The organism is Burkholderia lata, from assembly GCF_000012945.1.
Taxonomy (GTDB): Bacteria; Pseudomonadota; Gammaproteobacteria; order Burkholderiales; family Burkholderiaceae; genus Burkholderia; species Burkholderia lata.
In genome coordinates this window covers 209,448-229,034 of the sequence record NC_007509.1, presented here as the reverse complement: position 1 = coordinate 229,034, position 19,587 = coordinate 209,448, and the positions used below count along the sequence as shown (strand labels likewise).

Below are 19,587 nucleotides of genomic sequence, written 5' to 3'. Positions count from 1 at the left end.
ACCGCATCTCACGCATGCGGCACGACCCGACGAAATGTGTGATTGCGCCGGCTCGGGCGACCGGATCCGGCGCTCGCGCACATCGCGCCGAATCGTTCGAAAGTCCCGCCATGAAGGAGGGCAATGAGCGACCGCCTATCGCACGGTCGCTCAGCACGCCCGGATATCCTGCCTGACCTGTCCGTGCCGGCCGATCGGCTTGAAAGCCCGACGCCCCCATTGCCTCAAACATCGCGCCCCATCGGGGCAAAAACTGCACCCGCCGGTAAAACGTCCCCTGAAACAGCTCGGTAAAGTGGCCAGCGGCCATTTGTCACGCATCACGGCCGCGCCTAAAAAAATCCGATTCAGGAGACATGAATGCAACGTATCACGAGATCAGCCATTCGCCGATCGGCATGGACCGCGTCGGGCACCGCGCTCACCCTGGGGCTGTTTGCCTGCGGCGGCGTCGATTCCTCTTCCACGCCGGTCACGCAACAGGACTTTGGCTATACGACCTTGAACCTGATCACCAAGGACGGCCTTAAGTTCAAGGACATGGACAAGAGCGGTCAGCTCGAACCCTACGAAGACTGGCGGCTGAGCGCCGACGTGCGCGCGCGGGACCTCGTCGGCCGCCTCACGCTGGCCGAGAAAGCCGGCCTGATGATGCACGGCACCGCGCCGGTGCTGAACGACACCACCGGTGCGGGCACCGGCTCCGCTTACGATCTGGCGGCACTCAAGACGCTCATCAATCAGCGGGGCGTCAACACCTATATCACGCGCATGAGTGCCGACGCGCACACCATGGCCGATCAAACCAACCAGATTCAGACGCTGGCGGAGCAGTCGCGGCTCGGCATCCCGGTGTCGATCAGTTCCGACCCGCGCAACCATTTCCAGTACACGCTCGGCGCAAGTGCAGGCAGTAGCGGCTTCTCGCAGTGGCCGGAAACGCTCGGCTTCGCCGCAATCGGCGACGCGGCACTCACGCGAAAATTCGGCGATATCGCGCGCCAGGAGTATCGCGCGGTCGGCATGACCGAAGCGCTTTCGCCGCAGGCCGACCTGGCGACCGAGCCGCGTTGGTCACGCATCAACGGCACCTTCGGCGAGGACGCCGATCTCGCGCGCACGCAGGTTCAGGCCTATATCGAAGGCTTCCAGGGCGGCAGCAACGGCATTCAGGCCAATAGCGTCATCGCCGTCGTCAAGCACTGGGCCGGATATGGCGCGCAGAAACTCGGGTTCGACAGCCACAACTACTACGGTCGCTATGCGACCTATCCGGGCAACAACTTCGCCTACCACCTGAAGCCGTTCGAAGGCGCCTTCGCAGCCAACGTCGGCTCGGTCATGCCGACCTACTCCGAACCGGACATGACGGTCACGGTCGACGGCATCACGCTGGAGCCCGTCGGCGGCGCTTACGACAAGGCATTGCTGACCGACCTGCTGCGCGGGAAATACGGCTTCAAGGGCGTGATCGTGTCCGACTGGCTGATTGCCGACGACTGCGACGCGAATTGCATCAACGGCGTGTCGTCAGGGTCCCCGTCGTTCGTCGGACTGGGCATGCCCTGGGGGATGGAAGGCGCGACCCGCGTGCAGCGTTTCGTGCGAGCGGTCAACGCCGGCATCGACCAGTTCGGCGGAGACGACGATCCGAGCGACCTCATCGACGCCGTCAATCGCGGACAGTTGTCGGAAGACCGTCTGTCGGAATCGGCCTATCGCGTCCTGCTGCAAAAATTCCAGCAAGGCTTGTTCGATCATCCGTATGTCGATGCCGACGCGGCCGGCAAGATCGTCGGCAACGCCGACTTCCAGGCCCAGGCACTCGATGCGCAGCGCCGCTCGATGGTGCTGCTGCAGAACAACGGCAAGCTGCTGCCGATGACGGCGTCGGGCAAGAAAGTCTGGCTGTACGGTATCGATCCCGCGGTCGCACGGCAATACGGGTATCAGGTCGTCGATACGCCGCAAGCCGCGGACGTGGCGATTCTCCGCGTGAGCACGCCCTATCAGACGCTGCACCCGAACTACATGTTCGGCTCGATGCAGCACGAAGGCAGTCTCGCGTTCGTCGACGGTAGTGCGGACTACGAGGCAATCAAGCAGGCCGCGCTTGCGCCGAAGTCGATCGTGTCGGTGTACATGGATCGCCCCGCGATCCTGACCAACGTGCAGGACAAGGCCACCGCGATCCTCGCCAATTTCGGCGTGACCGATGCCGCGCTGTTCGACGTGCTGACAGGGAAAGGTCAACCGCAAGGGAAGCTGCCGTTCGAGCTGCCGTCGTCGATGGCGGAAGTCGCAGCGCAGCGGGAAGACGTGCCGCACGATACCGCGCATCCGCTGTATCCGTTCGGATACGGTTTGACGTATTGATGCGCTGACGCGTTGTCGATGCCGGCTCGCTGATCGGGCCGGCATCGACTAGGACCTTCGACTCACGCCCTGCCGCTCACCTGCGACGACACGTTCAACCCACCCCCGGTAAAACGCGCGGTACTTGAGCACGAGCTTGTCGTACTTGCTGTACGCGCCGCCGCCGTCCGGTTTCATCCCGTTCCAGATCTTGACGTCGTACCCTGCGGCCTGCCGGGTCTGCAGCCCGAACAGCACGAAGTCGGTCGCGCGGCGCAGCGGGCCGCCCACCTTCTTGATCGAGATGAGCATGTGCATGACGTTCTTGCCGTCGCTCACCGGCGTCACGCACTGGAGCAGCTTGTATTTGGCTTCACCGTCCAGTGCAACGGTCATGACGCACCCGCCGGGGTAGCCGTCGAAGTGCAGGTTCATCTGCGACATGTTCAGGCCGAGCGCGCGCGACAGCATGCCGAGGGGCCCGAAGTACCGGTTCACGGTGAAGTCGATCCCGGCGCCGAACCACGCGCCCGCCCGCGCCAGTGACTCGACCTCCGGCCACGGGCGCCAGTCGTCGAAGAGCTTGAGCTCGAACGCCGAGATCGGGAGCGCATGGACGGGGTGCGCGTGCTGCGCGTCGTAGAAGTTCTCGACGATCCGCAACACCGCCGTCGTCGTCTCGAACGCGAAGTGCAGGTGCATGAAGTCGCCGTTGTCGACGTCGGCCGCGGCGATTTCAGGCAGCGGATGCAGCGGCTGCGGGGAGCCGTACCAAACCCACACGTAGCCGTACCGCTCGGCGGTGACCAACGTCGGCTGACGCGCCCCGCGCGGGACAGGCTCCAGCCGGCGCACCTCCGTACTGTGGCCCGGAATGTGGACGCACTGGCCCTGCTCGTCGTACTGCCAGTGGTGAAACGGGCATTGAATGCACCCGTCCTTCACCTGCCCGTCGGCCAGGTTCGCGCCGAGGTGCGAGCAGTGGCGGTCCATCACCACGGCTCGCCCCGTCGCGCCGCGCCACGCGACGCATGGCCGGCCGAAGAGCGTCAACGCCGTCGGCTTGTCCTTGAGGTCGTCCGAGCGCATCGCGACGTACCAGCTCGCGGCGAGCCGCGTGGTCGCGTCGTACGCCCCCGCGGGATGCGCGCCGGCATCCGCTTGCTGCAATTTAAATTGAACGTCGTCCATGGTCTCGTGGCGGTGTCGGCCGGCTACTTCAGCGCCAGGCCGATGCGGGTCGTGACGTACGCCCTGAGCAGCGCGAACATCGGGTTGTAGTCGAAGTACTTCTTCACCTCCGCCGGCGCGCTGGTCTGCGTCCAGTGCAGCAGCTTCATCGCCGGCACCAGGCTGTACTTCGAGTTGTTGAGCTGCGGCCTGGCCCCGGTGATGCAGTACCCGAAGCCGAACATCGGCTTGGCGAACTCCCGTTCGTTGATGAGGACGTGAATCCGCGCCGCCGCCTCCCCGGCCGGCTTGCGCCCGGCGCTCACGGCCTCGACCTCGGTTTTGGCGTCGTTGAACAACTGGTAGTACCCCTCCATGTCCGCGCACAGGAAGCCGAGATACGGGGCGTTGTCGTCGAGGTGATCGAGGTCACGCTCGTTACGCGACGCACGGAACCTCGCGTGGGCCTGCACGAGCCGGAACTGTCCGAGGATCGTGCCGACCGCCCACAGCCTGTGGAACGCGTCCCACAGGCGGAAATCCGAGAACGCCGTGTAACAGCAGCTGACGAAATCGTCGTTGTGGTCCAGAAGCTTCTGCTGCAGGCGCTCGATGTACTCGAAGCGCTCGGGCGAGAAGTCGTCGTCGCGCAGCGCCTTGATGAGGCGCGCCGCGAGCGCGTGGATGGTCACCGCGGTGTTCTCGAGCCCGCGGGAGAAGAGCGGGTCGATGAACCCGTTCGCGTGCAGCATCAGGCAGTAGCGATCGCCGACGCAGGCGCTCGACGAGAACTGCAGGCGGTCGGTCTTGACCCAGTCGCGCACCGGCACGGCATCGCGGAACTGCGCCCCGATGCTCGGGAACCGCGCGAGAAACTCGTCGAATTCCTGCTGCGCGGGGATGTCCGTTTTCGGGTGGACCCGCGGGTCGAGCTGCAGGCCGACGCTCACCAGGTTGTTGGTCGACCGCGCGTGGTTGTTGAACGGAATCACCCAGAGCCAGCCGCCCTCGAACATGTGGTGCAAGGTCCCCTCGTGCCAGCGCCAGCGCTGCCCCTTGACCTTGAAGATGTCGTCGAACGGCTTGACCCCGAGCATGTGCGTGTAGAGGCTGCGCGAATGCGTCTTGAAGCGACACGGCTCTTCGCGGAGCCCGAACTTCGTCGCGAGCGGCGCGCGCGGTCCCCCGCAGTCGATCATGTACCGGCCGGTGAACCGTTCGCCCTGGGCGGTGGCCACCGCGACGCCGTCCTTGTCGGCGTGGTAGTCGGTCACGCTCGTCTTCTGGCGCACCGTGCAGCCGTATTTGATCGCGGCTTGCAGCAGGTACGCGTCGACGTCCTGCCGGTAATAGTGGCTCTCCGGCCCCCACGGCAGCTCGGGAATGACGCACTGCGTGAACTCCTTCGGGTCGTGCTCCTGGCCGGGCTTGTGGAACACGAAGCCGAAGTTGCGCTTGATGCCCGTGCTCGATGCGACGTAACGCTGCGTCGCATAGAACGACGTGATGTGGTCCAGCTCCGGAATGCCGTAGCGATCGGCGATGATGCGGTTCATCAGCGACGTCTCGGGGATCGACGATTCGCCGATCGTGAACCGTGGGTGCGACGACTCCTCGACGATCAGGACACGAAACTTCTGTTTGGCCAGGATGGCCCCCATCTGGGTGCCGGACATGCCCGAGCCGAGGATGATCACGTCGAAGTGGTTGCTGTCGTGCTCGTTCGCAGTGCGCTTCTGAGTCATGGGGGCAAGCTCTCCTGGTGAGATGGAACACATGGCCGCACGCGTCGGGCGCCAGGTGTCAGGCGTCGGGTGTCAGCGCTCGTCGAGCGCGGCGTGCAGGCGGGCCCGCACGGCCCGCGTAAGCGTGAGCAGATCGCCGAGCATGCTGGGCGCATACCCCCCGCTGCCGATCGCGGGGCCGCTTTGCCCGGCTTCGTACGTCCGCTCCGCCAATTTGAGGTGAGGCGCCCGGAAGTGCAGCAGGATCTCGAGGACCAGCTCGAGGGCTGCCAGCCCTGCCCCGACAGGCTCGCCCCGCACGCGCGCCGCCTGCGCCTCGGCGAGCACGCGGTCGACGAGCGCCGGCCTCCCGGCGAACCGGGCGTAGACCGCCCTGAACGCGGGAAGCACGTAGGGCAGATACGTCTCCTTGAATTCCAGATAAGCCGGGTGATCCGATTGCGAGCCCCACAGGACGTGCTCCAGCACGAAGAGGGGCATTTCCACGGCACCGGGGCCGAGGTAGCTTTGGCCCCCGACTCGAATCGGTTCGTAGAAGGGGCGGAGCTCGTCGTAGAAGACTTGCGGCGAGATGAAGCGGTAGGCGTAAACGATCGAGTCGACCATTTTCTGAAGGTAGACCGCCAGCTCGACGCACCCTTCCTCGAACGCGGGCGACCGCAGCGGCACGTCGGACAGCTCGACGGTCAACGCGATGGCCGCCTCGAGGGACGCCATCGAGATGCGCACGCTCTCGAGCAGGTGCGCTTCGTCGCTGAGCCCCGAGTAGCTCCGCTGCGCGTCGGCCGCCGCGGGGTTCCAGACCGTCACATGCAGGAGCGTCTCGCGCGGCGGCAGGTCGGTCACACGCGCCAGGTCGAGCAGCACCGGCTCGAGCCCGGGCACCACGTCCACGGGCTCGTGCCCGTGCCGCTTGAGCGACCCCAGGAAGAACCCGATGTCCCGCATCGCGGCGGCGGCTTCGACGAAGCCCCAGCCGGACGGCACGCCATGCGCCGGAAGGAAATCGCGCAACAGGCCGACGATGCCGGGCACGTCCTTCTTGCGATTCAGGCCCGGCAGCTGCAGCACGAGCGCCCGCGCCTGCAGCGGATCGCAGGCCGCCACCGCGGCGTGCGTGGCCGCGCATGCGCCTACCCGGCCCAGGGCGCGCTCCACTACTGGATCTCCGGCGCCGCGACCGCCTGCCCGGGCTGGCTGCGTGACCGCCCCGCCCCCTCGCGCAGCGACCGCAGGTAGTCGTAGTTCGTCGGCAAGCTCGTCCGCAGACGCTCGGACTCGCGCCGGATGCGGGCGAACATCGCCTCGGCCTTGTCGATCGACTCTGGCCGGTGCCGCAGGAGCGGCAGCGACCGGTCGGGCAGCATCCCCAGGCCGGCAAAGATGCAGTAGTAGTTGCCGTTCAACCAGAAGTTCTTGAATTCGAAGTCGAACGTTTCGTAGTACGTGGCGTCGTCGAACGACGTGGTGGTCAGCGGCAGCCCCGCCTTGTAGCGTTCGACCTTCTCCTTGATGGCGTCCGAGAGCCGCAGGTCGTGCCGGTTCGCGCGCCAGAACGGTGTGTCTTCGCGCGACGTGGTGAAATAGTGCGCCTGCACGAAATCCCGGCAGTCGTCGAACATGTAGACGATCTCGGCGTTGAATGCCTCTCTCAATCGCGGATCGAACGACGTGTCCGGGAAGTGCTTCACGAGCTGGTAAAGCGCCGCGTAGATGAAGTAGATCCCCGTCGATTCCAGCGGCTCCAGAAAGCACGACGACAGCCCGATCGCGACGCAGTTGTTGACCCACGCCCGCCCGTTGCGCCCCACCCGGAACTTGATCTGGTTGAGCGGCTGCTTGTCCGACAGGTTCCAGAGATGGAGGAAGTCGGCGGTGGCCTGGTCGCGCGACGTGAACTTGCTCGAGAACACGTAGCCGCTGCCGAACCGGCCCAGCATCGGAATCTTCCAGGTCCACCCCGAGTTCATCGCGATCGAGGACGTGTACGGCTCGATCCCCACACGTGCGTCGTCGTTGGGCACCGCGCTGGCGACCGCGCTGTCGCACAGCAGGTAGTCGGACATGTCGATGAAGGGCTCTTTCAGCGCCTGGTTGATCAGGAGCCCCCGCATGCCGGAGCAGTCGATGAACAGGTCCGCCTCCAGCGTCCGACCCTCCTTGGTGGACAGGCTGGAGATGAAGCCACGCTCGTTCAGGCGCACCTCCACGACCTCGTCGACCACGCGCTTCACCCCGCGTTCGACGGCCCAGCGCTTCAGGAAATCGGCCACCAGGTGCGCGTCGAAGTGCCACGCGTGGGGCATCTGGCGGGTGCCGTCGGGCAGGCACGGTGCCAGCTTGGCATCGAGCGCGTCGGGTTGCGGATAGCAGGCGTATTCCATCGGCTGCTGGAAGCCCTGTTCGCGCTTGCGCAGCCAGTAGTGGGTCAGCGGCACGCCGTCGCAGTTCGGCACGCTGCCGAACAAATGGTAGAAGTGGTCGTCGCGCGAGCGGTCGGGGGCCTTCCTCCAGTTAACGAACTTGATGGCGGCCTTGAACGCGCCGTTCACCTGGGGCATCCACTCCCGCTCCGGTATCCCGAGGAAGTCGAAGAACACCTTCTGCAAATTCGGGATGGTCGCCTCGCCCACGCCGATCCGGGGGATCGCCTCGGACTCGATGAGCGTGATGTTCGCCTGCTGCTGGAGCGCCCGGACGAGGTACGAGGCGGACATCCAGCCTGCGGTGCCACCGCCCACGATGACGATGTTCTTGATCGGATTGCTCATGACACGGTTCCCATAGGATTTAAAACCCGAATGGACCTCTGTGAGGGTGACCAATTGATCCGCATTCAGAATAGGTCGGCGATTACTTAAATTAAACTGATAAATTTGACAGGATTTTTATTTGCTTTCCGACGGATTTAATTACGCCATCCCAACACTGAGCACCATGCACATCACAAAGGAACGGCGCGATATCAAACCCGGAATTTGTGATCAATTTCATGATTAATGCATGATCGTTAAACTATCCCCATTTGCACGCCCAATATACGCATCAGTGACGCACGATCACATTGCCATGCGTGAACAAGGAGAAATTACACGAAGGAAAACAGGGATCCGATTATTACGGAAACTTCGACCTGGAACCTTAAAATTTCCGGATCAATAGCCATTACTATTGCATATCCGCCGGTCTAAATTGAGTACCGAATAAATCACGGCCCGGCCTCATTTATCACGATGAATAAATGAAGCAATCGCTCGCGGCATTTCAGGATCTCAAGCACGAGGAAGAAGGGTTGTCAGTGATACGCCCCAGCACCTATGATTCCCTGACGGATATTCCGGGAACCTGCCTGGCCTGACAAATATGGGTACCGACACCACCGCCTTGCATGCCATTTCCTGCTTTGCCGGCGTGGCCCATCGGAATGGCGAAGTCGATGAAGGTGGTTATTTTGCCGCCGGCGCCGCGCCATCGTTCTCGTCGTCGAAAAATCAAGTTATCGTGCGCGCGTCGAAATTCCGCTAACTCGCGACAGATTTACGCTCCGCCACTCGCAACCATCGCACCATCGGCAATTTCACGAAGCAAATCGTTGGAAAGACGAGGTTAGCCCATGCTGACATTGAGTCCCATGCTAAAAATGTCGTTCTACGCCGCACTCGTGCTGCTGGTACCCGGGCCGACAAACACGCTGCTGCTTTCTGCCGGGCTCAAGCTGAATCTGCGTGGTGCGTGCAGGCTGGTCGCGGCGGAGGCGTCAGGCTATGTAATAGCCATCACCGTCTGGGGATTTTTCCTCTGGTCGTTGGCGACGCAATATCCGTGGATCGTCAGTTGCGTAAAGTTGATCAGCTCCCTTTTCATCTTCTACCTCGCAGTGAAGATGTGGCTTAAAGGTGCCAACTTTGGCGCTACCGACTCAGCGCCACTCGGGTTCCGGGCGCTTTTCCTTGCGACCCTGATGAACCCCAAGGCTTTGCTGTTTTCAAGCGCAATCTTCCCGGAGTCGGCCTTCAGATCGCTCGAGATCTTCTTGTTGTCGATGGGCGCATTTCTGATCACCCTGATTCCGATCGGACTTCTATGGTCCCGGTCGGGGCGGCTGCTGATCATGAATCGCGCGGAGGGTCGCTTGGCGTCTATCGTGTTGCGGTGCTCTTCGCTCGTGTTGCTGACGTTCGCAGCAACGCTGGCCAGTTCGGTGCTCAATCGATGAGGCGGTGATGGCGCGGTCCGGCGGATCCCGATGATCCGCCGGACCGCCTACGCCACCCGAAACCGGCCATTTCCACCCAGCCGCTACACGCGATACCGGAAATACTGCTTGTCGACACACTCGACGCCGCGTCGCCCGTCGGCGAGCATCTCGTTTTCCACGCGTACCGAGCCGAACGGTTCGAACCCAAGCCGCTGGTAAAGCCGGTGCGCGGCGAGCGCATTGCTGTTGCTGCGCACGATGATGTCGCGGTAGCCGGGCGCTGCCTCGCCGATGCAGCGCCGCACCAGCGCTTCGCCGAGCCCGCGTGAGCGCCAGTGCGGGGCGACTGCCAGTTCGGCGATCGACATCACGGGCCCGTCGCCGAGCGTGGCGCGCAGCGACACCGGCAATTTGCGGTCGTAGCCCGCTTCGGCGGAGAGCAGGAAACCGGCCAGCGCGTCGCCGGCCACCCACAGATGGCAACGCGCGGCATGCTCGATGAAGAGTCCGTAGATCCAGCCGCGCTCCGCCGCCTCGTCCAGGTAGTGACCGGCATACGACCCCGTCGTAAACGCGTCCATGTAAAGCGCGAGCACCTGCCGCTCCCATGCATGGAACAGGCCGATTCCGCCGGAAAGAATCTCGTTCGTCGTCATCTCGCCCGCCTACCAGTCGAGCCGATAGGCCGTGCTCACCAGCAGCGACGAGCACAGCGTGGCCTGCTTCACGAGCGGCAGCCCGGCCGGATCGAACCCGTAGTTCGGATAGAAATACTGGCCGAGCCCCTGCACCTGTCGCTCGATCACGATCACGCTGCGATCGCGCGGCGCCGTCTCGATGATCCGTTCGACGATCTCCACCTTGTTCTCGATATGAATCGACAGGATGACGATGTCGCACGCACCGTAGTCGTACGCCGCGCCATCCGCGTGAACCATCTCGATCGCCGCGCGGCGATAGCGCGCGGGGTTCGATGCGCACAGGTGATCGACGAACCGCTCGCCGGTCCTGAGCGATTCCTCGCTGAGATCCAGCCCGACGATGCGGGCGCCGCTGAACGCCTGCATGAACAGGATCGACAGCGGCATCCCGCCGGAGCCGACCATCGCCACCGTCGAATCGGCGGACATGTCCGACAGGAAGATCTCGGTTCGCGCGAGCAGCCGGTAAATCTCGGCGTAGTACTCCTTGATGATCAGGAGCAGCCCTTCGCTCGACGGCCCCGCGCGCAGCACGTCGCTCATCTGCCGCTCGAAGCGGACCTCGTTGTCGAGCGACAGCGCCTGAAAGCGCTTCATGTACTCACGCACCGTCGCGTCGCGCAGGAAGCGCTCGGTCTCGATCGCATCGAGCACCGGGGACAGCAGGTAGTTGCGGATCAGCAGCGTCTTCGCGAAACACGCGCGCAGATCGTGCCGGTCGGGAGACGTGAACATCTCGTCGATCCAGCGATGGATCTGGCTCTTCACGAAGTCGATGCGTTGCTGGGTATCGTTGGCCGCACAATGCGGCGCCAGCGGCAGGTTGGTCAGCATGTCGGTGTCGATCCAATCTCGGGTTGAGGGGCGCCGGCGAGCCGGCGTCAGATCCAGGCCTTCGGCAGCGCGGCGAGGCGTTCGCGCGCCACCGGCCGGGTCTGGCCGAACGGCGGGTGCGCCTTCTTCTGCAACGCGTGCGCGAGCATCGTCGGCATCCGCGCAAACAGGAACACCGGCGTGGCCAGCACGGCGGGCACCCCCAGTTCGAGCAGGGTCGCCGCGGCGGCCGCATCGATGTTCGGCGGCAGCCCGCGCAGGTCCTGCATCGCGCCGCATACGGCCCGATACGCATCGAACGCCGCGCCGCCGACACCCAGCCGTACCGCGTGGCGCTCGAGCGCGGCCGGTCGCGGATCGCATTCGAGCAGCGGATGGCCGAAGCCGGGAATCCGGTCGCCCGCCTGCACGCGCTGCGCGACGCGATCGCGAATCTCCGCAGGCGGCCGGCCGACGAGGCTTGCGAGAAACCGCGTCGCGTCGCTGCACGCGCCCACATGCGCGGAACCACTGCCCGTCAAGCCCGCGATCAGGTTCAGGTCGATGCTTGCGTAGGTGCTCGCCGAGAAGCGCGGCAGCGCGATGGTCGGCGCGACGAGGCCGAAGCCGCCGTGCAGCGCCACCAGCAGGACGTCGAACAGGCGGGCCTGTGCGTCGCTCGATTCGCCGCCGAACAGGCAGTCCAGCACCGATGCGCTGAAACCTCGCGCGACGTCCGTCGGTCGCACCCGGGCCGGCGTCTCGTCGTCCGTCGCGCGCCACACCGCCAGCAGGCGCGGCAACGCGGCGACGATGCCCAGGCCCGTCGCCACCTCGTCGCCCTGCCCGATACCGGACAACGCGTCGGGCCAGGCGACCGGCCGCGCACGCGGCCCGGCGGCCAGCCCGGCCGCGATCGCCGCGACCAGGAACACCTCGGGCCGGCGCTGGCGGCGGGCCAGTTGCGCGACGAGCAGGCCGTCGTCGGTCGGCCCGTCGTCGGCAAGCCGCGCCGCCAGTGCGCGATCGAGTGCGCGCACGTCGCCCGCGTCCGGCATCCGGCCCGCGAGCACATGCAGGATCGCGGCAGGGAAATCGACGGACTCGATCAGCTGCAGCAGATCGACACCGCGTACGGAAAGCCGGTCGGGCGAGATCGAGACCGCATCGATCTCGCTTTCGTCGCGTGCGGCGCGCGGACGGGCGGCGTCCGGCGCCGGCAGATCGTGATCGGTGCGCATCGGCGAGGCCCCGCTTACTGCTGCGCCGGTTTCGCGATCAGCACCTCGAAGCCGATCGCGAGCATCCCCGATCCCTTCGATACGCTGGCGTGCTCGCCGATGCCGGCTTCGTGCAGGTGCCCGATCGACTCCGCGACGGTGAACTTGCCGTCGAGATGGACCGGATGAACGCCCGCGGCCGCGCGTCGCTCGTTGAAGAACGCGAGCGCCTCCGGCGCCGGATCGCTGCAGGGTTCGTGAATCAGCGCGAAACCGCCGGGCGCCAGCGTGCGGAAGATCTCCCGGTACGCGCCCACAGGGTCGGCCCAGTGATGCACGACCGAGCGGCCGATCACCGCGACGAACGTCCCGTCGTCGAACGGCAGCGCGTGGACGTCGCCCGCGCGTATGTCGATACGCCCTTCCAGCCCTTCCGCGCGCACGTTCTGTTCGGCGCGCCGCACCATGTCGTCGTAGTAGTCGACCCCGACGAAGCCCAGCGGCGCGAGCGACGGGACGCGGGCCAGCTCGATCAGCGTCCGCGCGGTACCGGTGCCGACATCGAGCAACCGGCCCGACGCGATGCGCCGCTGCGCGAGCTCGTGCTCGACGCGCTGCACCAGATTGCGGTTCCATTCGAGCGTGAACGTGTCGACGTAGTGATCGTAGGTGTCGGCGTTGACTTCGGCGGGGGTATTGGTACGCATGCAGGTCTCCGGTCGTGAGGTCTAGGGATACAACGGTCGTGGAATCATCCGGCCGCGGCGTGCGCGCCGGCCGGCGGTGCGGCCGGCGCGGCGCCGAGCCTGCGCATGAGCCGCAGGAAAATCGTCAGGTACACGGCCTGGCGCACGACGCTCACGCCCGCGAGCAGCGCGAACAGTTGCGTGAGCGCGAGATGGTGCGTGACGCCAAGGTAGATCGCGCCCGGGGTGACGACCCATGAAAAGAACAGCCCGAGCGCCATCGCGCGCGCCGGGCGTTCGAGAATCTGGAAGCAGCCGGTCACGAGGTTCGTCAGCAGATAGCTGAAGACGAACAGCGGCACGTAGTCGAGCAGCGCGGACGCAACCGCGATCACGCCCGCGTCCGACGCGAGAAAGCGCAGCGCGAGCGAGCGCAGCAGGAAGAACGCGATGCTGATCGCCGCGGTGAACAGCACGCCCAGCAGCATCACCGACTGCAGTGCCGCACGGGACGGCGCCCGGCTGCGCACGAGATGACCGATCCGGATCATGAACACCATGCTCAGGCCCTTGATGAGGATGAACCCGATCGTCATCAATTCGAAGCCGATGCCGTACCCGCCGATCGCGCGCACGCCATAGCGGGCGATCAGCGAATAGACGGCCGTATTCGCGAGAAAGGTCAACGCCTCGAGCGCGGCCGAGGGCAGGAAGATGCGCAGCAGCCGTCGCTGCGTCGGCCATTCCACGCCGGGACGCGGCAGCACGACCTGCTCGCGGCGCAGCCGCGGGCGGATACACCGGACGCACCAGCCGAGATACAGGCTCTTGGTGATCCACGAGGTCAGCGCGAGGCCGAACAGCTGCAGCGACGGATGCTGGCCGAACAGCCCGAACACGAGCAGCGGATCGAGGATGTTGTTGACCACGCCGCACGCGATGCTGATGCGGGCGGGCGACTTGGTATCGCCGTACGTGCGCATCGCCGCGGAAAGCGCGGTGCTGAGCAGCGTGAGCGGAAAGCTGCCGATCACGAGCGCGTAATAGCCGAACATGCGCTCGCCGTGGAACTGGCCGCCGGAAATGAACGTCATCAGCGGTGCCCGCGTGCCGATCAGCACCAGCACGACCAGCACGCCGATCGCGCCCGCGAACACCAGGCTCTGCACGAACAGCCGGCCCTGGTCCTCGCGGGGCGCCTTGGCGAACACCGCGACGAACGACTCCTCGAAGCTCTTGCCGAGCAGGAACAGGAACGTCGCGACGCTGCCGTTGACGAGCGCGAGCAGCGCCATGTCCTCCGCCGGCAGGTCGCGAATCCAGCGATAGTCGAACAGCGTCATGCAGTAGCCGAAAATCGACGACAGCACCATCGGATAGAGCATCAGCCAGGTCGCGCGCACCTCGGCCACGAACTGTCGCATGCGGTCGGCCCGCGACGCGCGCGTCGAGGCCAACGCGGCAGCGGCGGTGGATGTGGCAGAGGTGGCGGGCGCGGCAGGCGCGACGGTGGCGCGATCGTCAGACATGGGCATGCCTCTCGTCGATCAGGCGCGGCAGCTTCTGGCGCGCGGAGTAGCGCAATGCGTCGCGACCGAGCACGTCGAGGCGACCCTCGCCCTTGTCGATGCATTCGCGCACGTCCTCGATCTCCAGCAGCGCGTCGGTCAGCCGTGACGCGAGCGGCGCGAGTTCGTCGTCGCCCAGATCCAGCACGACGGTCAGGCAGTCGCGCCCGTGCGCGTCGGCGTCCAGGCGAAACTGGCAATCGAGCGGCCGGCCGACGCACGCCGCCAGCCGCTGCGCGAGCAGCTCGGTGCTGACGAGGTTGCCCGCAAACTTGAAGCGCTGATCCGCGCGGCCCTGCAGCACGACGACCGAGCCGCCCTCGCCGCACGTGCAGCGCACCGACGGCCCGACGCGCACGCGATCGCCGAGCCGGTAGCGCAGCATCGCGAGGCCAGGGTTCGCGCGGCTCGTCACGAGGAGCTGCCCGTCCTCCTCCTCGAGGAAGAACCAGTCGTCGAGCACGTGGTAATGCCCTTCCGCGCAGCGCGGCGTGTGATAGCCGAGAAAGCCCGTTTCGGTGGCGCCGTACAGCCCGAAGCATGCCGCATCGGGCCAGCGCCGCCGCACGATCGCGCGCTTGCGCTCGGGGAACGCCTCGCCGGTGTAGAGGATCTTCGTGACGTCGAGATCGACACCGTGCGCGTCGAGCAGCCGCAGGCATTGCAGCACGCTCGTCGGCGTGCCGACCAGGACGTTCGGGCGGGCGCGGCCGATCAGGTTCAGCATCGCCGGCAAATCGGCGCCGTAGGCGTCCAGCCGCCCGATCGGGAGTACGTTCGCGCCGATCGCTTCCAGCAGCCGGTTCACGCCGTCGTACAGCGTGGAGAAGCCGCCGGCGGTAAACAGGTTCGCCACCCGGTCCGTCGGCGCGATCGCCGTTCCCGCCAGCGCGTTCGCGAGCGCCCGGCCATAGGTCGTGTCGGGCCGCTTGCGCGCCGGCGCGTTGAGCAGCAGCTTCACGTCGCCGCTCGTGCCCGACGTGGTGTAGAACGTCGCGCCGGCCAGATCGTCGTGATCGAGATGGTCGAGCACGCGCCGCTTCAGGTCGTCGGCCGTCTCGATCGCGACCAGCGTGCGGAAGGCCGCGTAGCTGGCCACGCCCGTCGGCAGCACATGCGCATAGCGGGCATCGTACGAAAGCGCTTCGCTCACGGCCGAGGAATCGAAGCGGGTCGTGCGGTCGGACATCGTGGGCTCCAGGTTCAGGCCGCGGTCATGCGCTTTCGCGCAGGAGACGCAATGAGATCTTTCCGGTGCTCGTGACCGGGAGGTCGTCGACGAACAGCACGTCGGCGATACGCGGATACAACGGGAACGCGGCCCGGTAGCGGCTCAGGATGCGCGCCTTGAAATCCACGTCCGCACCGGCCGGCGTCAGGCCGGGCACGACGAACACCGTCAGCGCGCCGGTCTGCGGATCGGCGAGGAAATAGCTCTTCGCGATGTCGTCGAACGCGTCGAAATGCTGGTGCAGCAGGCTGACGTTGATCAGCCGGCCGTTGCACTTGACCGTCTCGTCCCGGCGGCCGACCCAGAACACCACCCCGTCGTCGCGGCGGAACACCAGGTCGCCGGATTCGAGCGTCGTGAAGCGCCGCACGCTGCCGTCCGGCAGCAGATAGCCGTGCATCGCATACGGCGTGCGGTAAAGCAGATGGCCGGGCTCGCCCGGTGCGCACGGCCGGCCCTGCGCGTCGACGATCGACAGCTCGATGCGCGGATCGATCGGGCGGCCGGGCGCAAGGACGCCCTCGAAGCAGTACGAATCGACGTGCGGCAGATCGTCCGGCGTGAGCGGCAGCGCGAAGATCCGCGGCCCCGATTCGGTCTGGCCGAAGTTGTTCCACACGCACGCGCCGAGCGCGAGCAGGCGGCGCACCTGCGCCGCGTAGATGCGGTCGGATGCATTGAGCACGACGATGCCGTCGAACCGCATGCCCGGCGTCACCTCGGCCAGGTCGCACACGCGCTCGGCAATGCTGCGGATCAACGGCACGAAGCGGATCCGGCCGCTGCCCAGGTAGCCGAGCACCTCGTGCGCGGTCAGCGACGCCCGTTCGAGCCAGACGGTCGCGCCGGCCAGCAGGCCGTTCATCATCGTGGAGAAGCCGTACATGTAGTGCGTCGGAAACATGCACAGCACGCCGTCACCGGGCTGCACGCCCAGATAGCGGCCGACGGCCAGCGCATTCTCGACGAGTTGCGCTTCGTCGTAGACGACCAGCTTCGGCGCGCTCGTCGTGCCCGACGTCATGAAGACGATCTGCGCGCGCGGCGCACCGGCGTCGGCCCACGCGAACGCGTCGGGCCCGGACGCCTCGGCTTCGGCCAACGCCGGGTCGAGCACGACGACGGGCAGCCCGTCGCACGCGATCGACCGGGTCGCGACGACCGCGAGCGCATCGAGCCGGTACTGGCGCAGCGCGGCGGACAGCATCTTCGGGTCGCACAGGACGATCCGGCAGCCGAGCGTCGACGCGAGCAGCGTGAACAGGAAATAGTCGAACCCCGAGAAGCCGACCGCGATCAGGCAACCGCGCCCGAGCAGGTGCGGCTCCAGCGCGCCGAGCGCACGCCGCGCGGCCCGCAGCCGCGCGCGCAGGTCTTCCGCCGTCAGGCGCGCCCCGTGCAGCACGATCTGCCAGTTCGCCTCCCGGGCAAGCAGCGACGCGAACTTCATGCAGCCGCTCCTTCCAGCACGAGCGAGGCCGCGAGGCCGCCCATCCCGAACGAGTTCTTGAGCACGCGCCGCGCGTCGCTCGGCGTCGGGGCGCGCACCACGTTGACGGGGCATTCCTGCGCCTGCTCGTCGAGGTTGATGGTCGCCGGAATGAATCGCTCCCGCAGCCCGATCGCCGTGTTCAGCACTTCCATCGCGCCCGCCGTCGCGATCAGGTGACCGTGCTGCGACTTGTTGGCGGTGACGGGAATCGCGGGCCGCGTCGGGAAGATCGCGCGGATCGCCTCCGATTCGTGCTTGTCGTTGAGCACCGTCGACGTTCCGTGCGCGTTGACGTAGTCGATATCGGCCGGCGCGCATCCCGCATCGTCGAGCGCGCGCCGCATCGCGAGCCGCATCTCGAGCGACTGCAGGTGCGGGATGACGATGTGCTCGGCGGCCAGGCTCGCCCCGTAGCCGGCAACGCGCGCGAGCGGCGTATCGCCGCGGGCGCGCACGGCCGATTCGCGCTCGAGCAGGAACAGCACCGCGCCTTCCGCGAGCACGAAGCCCGAGCGACGCACGTCGAACGGCCGCGAACGATGCCGGGGGTCGAGATTCACGTCGGTCGAGATCACGTCGAGCGCTTCGAGCCGCGCGAGATTGAGCGGATTGACCTTGCCGGACACGCCGCCGACGATGGCCGCGTCGACCCGCCCCTGGCGCAGCGCGAGCATGCCCATGCCGATCGCCTGCAGCGACGCGGAGCACAGGCCCACGTGCGCGAGCGCGCAGCCGCTGAACGGAATGTGGCGATGAATCGCGCCGAACACCGAGGTCGCGTCGCCGCTCACGAACTCGCTCATGCGCATGTGCGACACCAGCACGCGGATCAGCGCGTCACGCGATTTGTCGCCGTTGACCTTGTCGACGAGTTCGAGCGCGCTCTGCACGTCGGTGGCCGGCACGTCGACGCCGACCAGGCAGCCGATGCGCTCCGGCGCATAGTCGCGCACGACGAACGGCGCCTGCGCGAGCAGCCGCGCGGCGGCCAGATCGCCGTACAGTTGCTCGGTCCCGATCCGCCGCGTCGAAGGCCAGCGCACGCGCTCGTTGCCTTCGTCGGGCACGCCCGCGTGCCGGGTCGTGTAGGTCGAGCAATCGAATTTCTCGATCCGGCGAATGCCGGAGCGGCCTTCGCGCAGCGCGGCATGCAGTTCGGCGTAGCTACCGCCGAGCGGCGTGACGGCGCCGAATGCACTGATGACGATGGCGTCCGATCGCGGTTTCATCGCCCCACCCCGCTCAGCTTGCGCACCAGGATCGCACCGAGGCCCGACGACACGCCGATGCCGTTGACCAGCACGGGCGCGCCGACCGGAATGGCCGGATCCGCGATCGCGAGGACCAGGTCGATCAGGTTGTTCGCCCGCCCGGTATAGCCGACATGCGGCTTGTACGCATGCGTGACGGCATTCGGCCATGCCTGCTCAACGGCGTTACGCTCCGCCTTGCCCAGCGACGGCTCGCCGTTCTGGTACAGCACGACGTGCGGCACGCCGAGCGCGGCCTCGCCGGGAAAGCGGGCGAACAGCCGCGACCAGTCGGCGCTCGACACGGACGTGTCGGGCTTGTACAGCGAGTGAACGTCGAGCACTTGCGCACAAGGCGCGCACCCGTCGCGCGGCGTGCGTTCGACAACCGCGCCGACGGCCCCGAACGCGGGCACGATGCCGACCGGGTGCGACGTCGTACGCAACAGGCCCATCTTCTCGAACGCCGCGACGTTGTCGGCCGACGTCATGTCGCCGACGGCCGCGATGACGGCCCGGTCGATCGCGCCGCCCTCGATCTGCCGGTGCGCTTCCTCGAGCGCGCACAGGCTGGTCAGCGACATCCGTTGCAGCGGATAGCCTTCGCCGCGCAGCCCGAACAGTTTCGATATCTGGTACAGCGCGTTGGTGGTCAGCAGGCGCAGCATGTCGAGCGGATTCAGGTCCGCCTTGACCTCGCCGAAGTAGCCGCAGCCGTCGAGGCCGTGACGCGCGTGCAGCGGCGTGAGCACGGCCATCGTCGCGTCCTCGCCTTCGACACCCGTGAATACCGCGAACCGTTCGCGCTCTTCGTCCGTGTAGGGCCGGCCGGCCGATGCCGCGTCGAACGCCTCGGCGGCCACCTGCAACGCGAGACGCGAACCCGGGTTCAGCAGCGAACGATCCTCGCGCGCCATGCGCTGCACGAGCGGAAACGGCAGGTTGGCGCGCACGTAGTCGCCGGGCTTCTCGGCCGGCGCGAGCGGCGCGCGCGCGGCGAAGTCGACGTCCAGCAGCGACGCGATGTCGGGAAAAGCGGCCGTCGCGATGCCGAGGCCGGTGATGTACGACATGGCAAGTCCCCATTCACGTGAGTCGAAAACCGGGCGGGTGCGCGATGCCGCACCGCGCGGTGCGGCGTTCCTGCGACGCGGGCGG

General features: G+C 66.4%; 16 protein-coding genes. 3 read left to right on the top strand and 13 right to left on the bottom strand.

The genetic code is table 11. The annotated features are described in order from the left end of the window. Positions 1 to 360: 360 nt before the first annotated feature. On the top strand, positions 361 to 2,376 hold the full coding sequence (locus BCEP18194_RS00950; protein ID WP_011349403.1) for a glycoside hydrolase family 3 protein: 2,016 nt from the start codon (positions 361 to 363) through the stop codon (positions 2,374 to 2,376). 48 nt (positions 2,377 to 2,424) lie between these two features. On the opposite strand, the gene BCEP18194_RS00945 is transcribed toward BCEP18194_RS00950, so the two are convergent. The 4 genes from BCEP18194_RS00945 to BCEP18194_RS00930 all read right to left on the bottom strand — a co-directional run bounded on the left by BCEP18194_RS00945 (position 2,425) and on the right by BCEP18194_RS00930 (position 8,041). Then, positions 2,425 to 3,546, bottom strand: a complete 1,122-nt coding sequence (locus BCEP18194_RS00945) for a Rieske 2Fe-2S domain-containing protein (protein WP_011349402.1) — start codon at positions 3,544 to 3,546, stop codon at positions 2,425 to 2,427. A gap of 23 nt (positions 3,547 to 3,569) precedes the next feature. Beyond that, a complete protein-coding gene (locus BCEP18194_RS00940; RefSeq protein ID WP_011349401.1) occupies positions 3,570 to 5,270 on the bottom strand; it encodes an NAD(P)/FAD-dependent oxidoreductase in 1,701 nt (566 codons plus the stop codon). Between the two features lie 72 nt (positions 5,271 to 5,342). After that, entirely contained in the window at positions 5,343 to 6,428 is a 1,086-nt protein-coding gene (locus tag BCEP18194_RS00935; RefSeq protein WP_011349400.1) for a monodechloroaminopyrrolnitrin synthase PrnB family protein, read from the bottom strand. Next, positions 6,428 to 8,041, bottom strand: coding sequence for a tryptophan halogenase family protein (locus tag BCEP18194_RS00930; RefSeq protein ID WP_011349399.1), 1,614 nt, complete (start codon positions 8,039 to 8,041; stop codon positions 6,428 to 6,430). Before BCEP18194_RS00930 ends, BCEP18194_RS00935 begins: the two co-directional genes overlap by 1 nt. Before the next feature lie 592 nt (positions 8,042 to 8,633). Here BCEP18194_RS00930 and BCEP18194_RS40955 point away from each other — a divergent pair. Both BCEP18194_RS40955 and BCEP18194_RS00925 read left to right on the top strand, forming a co-directional pair. Then, on the top strand, positions 8,634 to 8,795 hold the full coding sequence (locus BCEP18194_RS40955) for a hypothetical protein (RefSeq protein ID WP_157687084.1): 162 nt from the start codon (positions 8,634 to 8,636) through the stop codon (positions 8,793 to 8,795). Positions 8,796 to 8,883: 88 nt separating this feature from the next. Next, positions 8,884 to 9,486 carry a LysE family translocator gene (locus BCEP18194_RS00925; RefSeq protein ID WP_011349398.1) on the top strand — a complete coding sequence of 201 codons (603 nt, stop codon included), beginning with the start codon at positions 8,884 to 8,886 and terminating at the stop codon, positions 9,484 to 9,486. An 83-nt stretch (positions 9,487 to 9,569) separates the two neighbouring features. On the opposite strand, the gene BCEP18194_RS00920 is transcribed toward BCEP18194_RS00925, so the two are convergent. The 9 genes from BCEP18194_RS00920 to BCEP18194_RS00880 are packed head-to-tail and all read right to left on the bottom strand — an operon-like array spanning position 9,570 to position 19,502. After that, a complete protein-coding gene (locus BCEP18194_RS00920) occupies positions 9,570 to 10,124 on the bottom strand; it encodes a GNAT family N-acetyltransferase (protein ID WP_011349397.1) in 555 nt (184 codons plus the stop codon). Between the two features lie 9 nt (positions 10,125 to 10,133). After that, positions 10,134 to 11,003, bottom strand: coding sequence for a class I SAM-dependent methyltransferase (locus BCEP18194_RS00915; protein ID WP_041492399.1), 870 nt, complete (start codon positions 11,001 to 11,003; stop codon positions 10,134 to 10,136). A 47-nt stretch (positions 11,004 to 11,050) separates the two neighbouring features. After that, positions 11,051 to 12,223 carry a citrate/2-methylcitrate synthase gene (locus tag BCEP18194_RS00910; RefSeq protein WP_011349396.1) on the bottom strand — a complete coding sequence of 391 codons (1,173 nt, stop codon included), beginning with the start codon at positions 12,221 to 12,223 and terminating at the stop codon, positions 11,051 to 11,053. Positions 12,224 to 12,237: 14 nt separating this feature from the next. Next, the gene (locus BCEP18194_RS00905) at positions 12,238 to 12,909 is read right to left on the bottom strand and encodes a class I SAM-dependent methyltransferase (protein ID WP_011349395.1); all 672 of its coding nucleotides are present in this window, start codon (positions 12,907 to 12,909) and stop codon (positions 12,238 to 12,240) included. A gap of 44 nt (positions 12,910 to 12,953) precedes the next feature. After that, a complete protein-coding gene (locus tag BCEP18194_RS00900; RefSeq protein WP_011349394.1) occupies positions 12,954 to 14,417 on the bottom strand; it encodes an MATE family efflux transporter in 1,464 nt (487 codons plus the stop codon). Next, positions 14,410 to 15,645: a hypothetical protein gene (locus BCEP18194_RS00895; protein ID WP_011349393.1), complete on the bottom strand. Its 1,236-nt coding sequence runs from the start codon at positions 15,643 to 15,645 to the stop codon at positions 14,410 to 14,412. The genes BCEP18194_RS00900 and BCEP18194_RS00895 overlap by 8 nt, the downstream gene beginning before the upstream one ends. A 25-nt stretch (positions 15,646 to 15,670) precedes the next feature. After that, positions 15,671 to 17,137 carry a class I adenylate-forming enzyme family protein gene (locus BCEP18194_RS00890; RefSeq protein ID WP_011349392.1) on the bottom strand — a complete coding sequence of 489 codons (1,467 nt, stop codon included), beginning with the start codon at positions 17,135 to 17,137 and terminating at the stop codon, positions 15,671 to 15,673. After that, positions 17,134 to 18,408: a beta-ketoacyl-[acyl-carrier-protein] synthase family protein gene (locus BCEP18194_RS00885; protein ID WP_011349391.1), complete on the bottom strand. Its 1,275-nt coding sequence runs from the start codon at positions 18,406 to 18,408 to the stop codon at positions 17,134 to 17,136. Before BCEP18194_RS00885 ends, BCEP18194_RS00890 begins: the two co-directional genes overlap by 4 nt. Then, entirely contained in the window at positions 18,405 to 19,502 is a 1,098-nt protein-coding gene (locus BCEP18194_RS00880; RefSeq protein WP_011349390.1) for a beta-ketoacyl synthase N-terminal-like domain-containing protein, read from the bottom strand. Before BCEP18194_RS00880 ends, BCEP18194_RS00885 begins: the two co-directional genes overlap by 4 nt. Between the last annotated feature and the right edge of the window lie 85 nt (positions 19,503 to 19,587).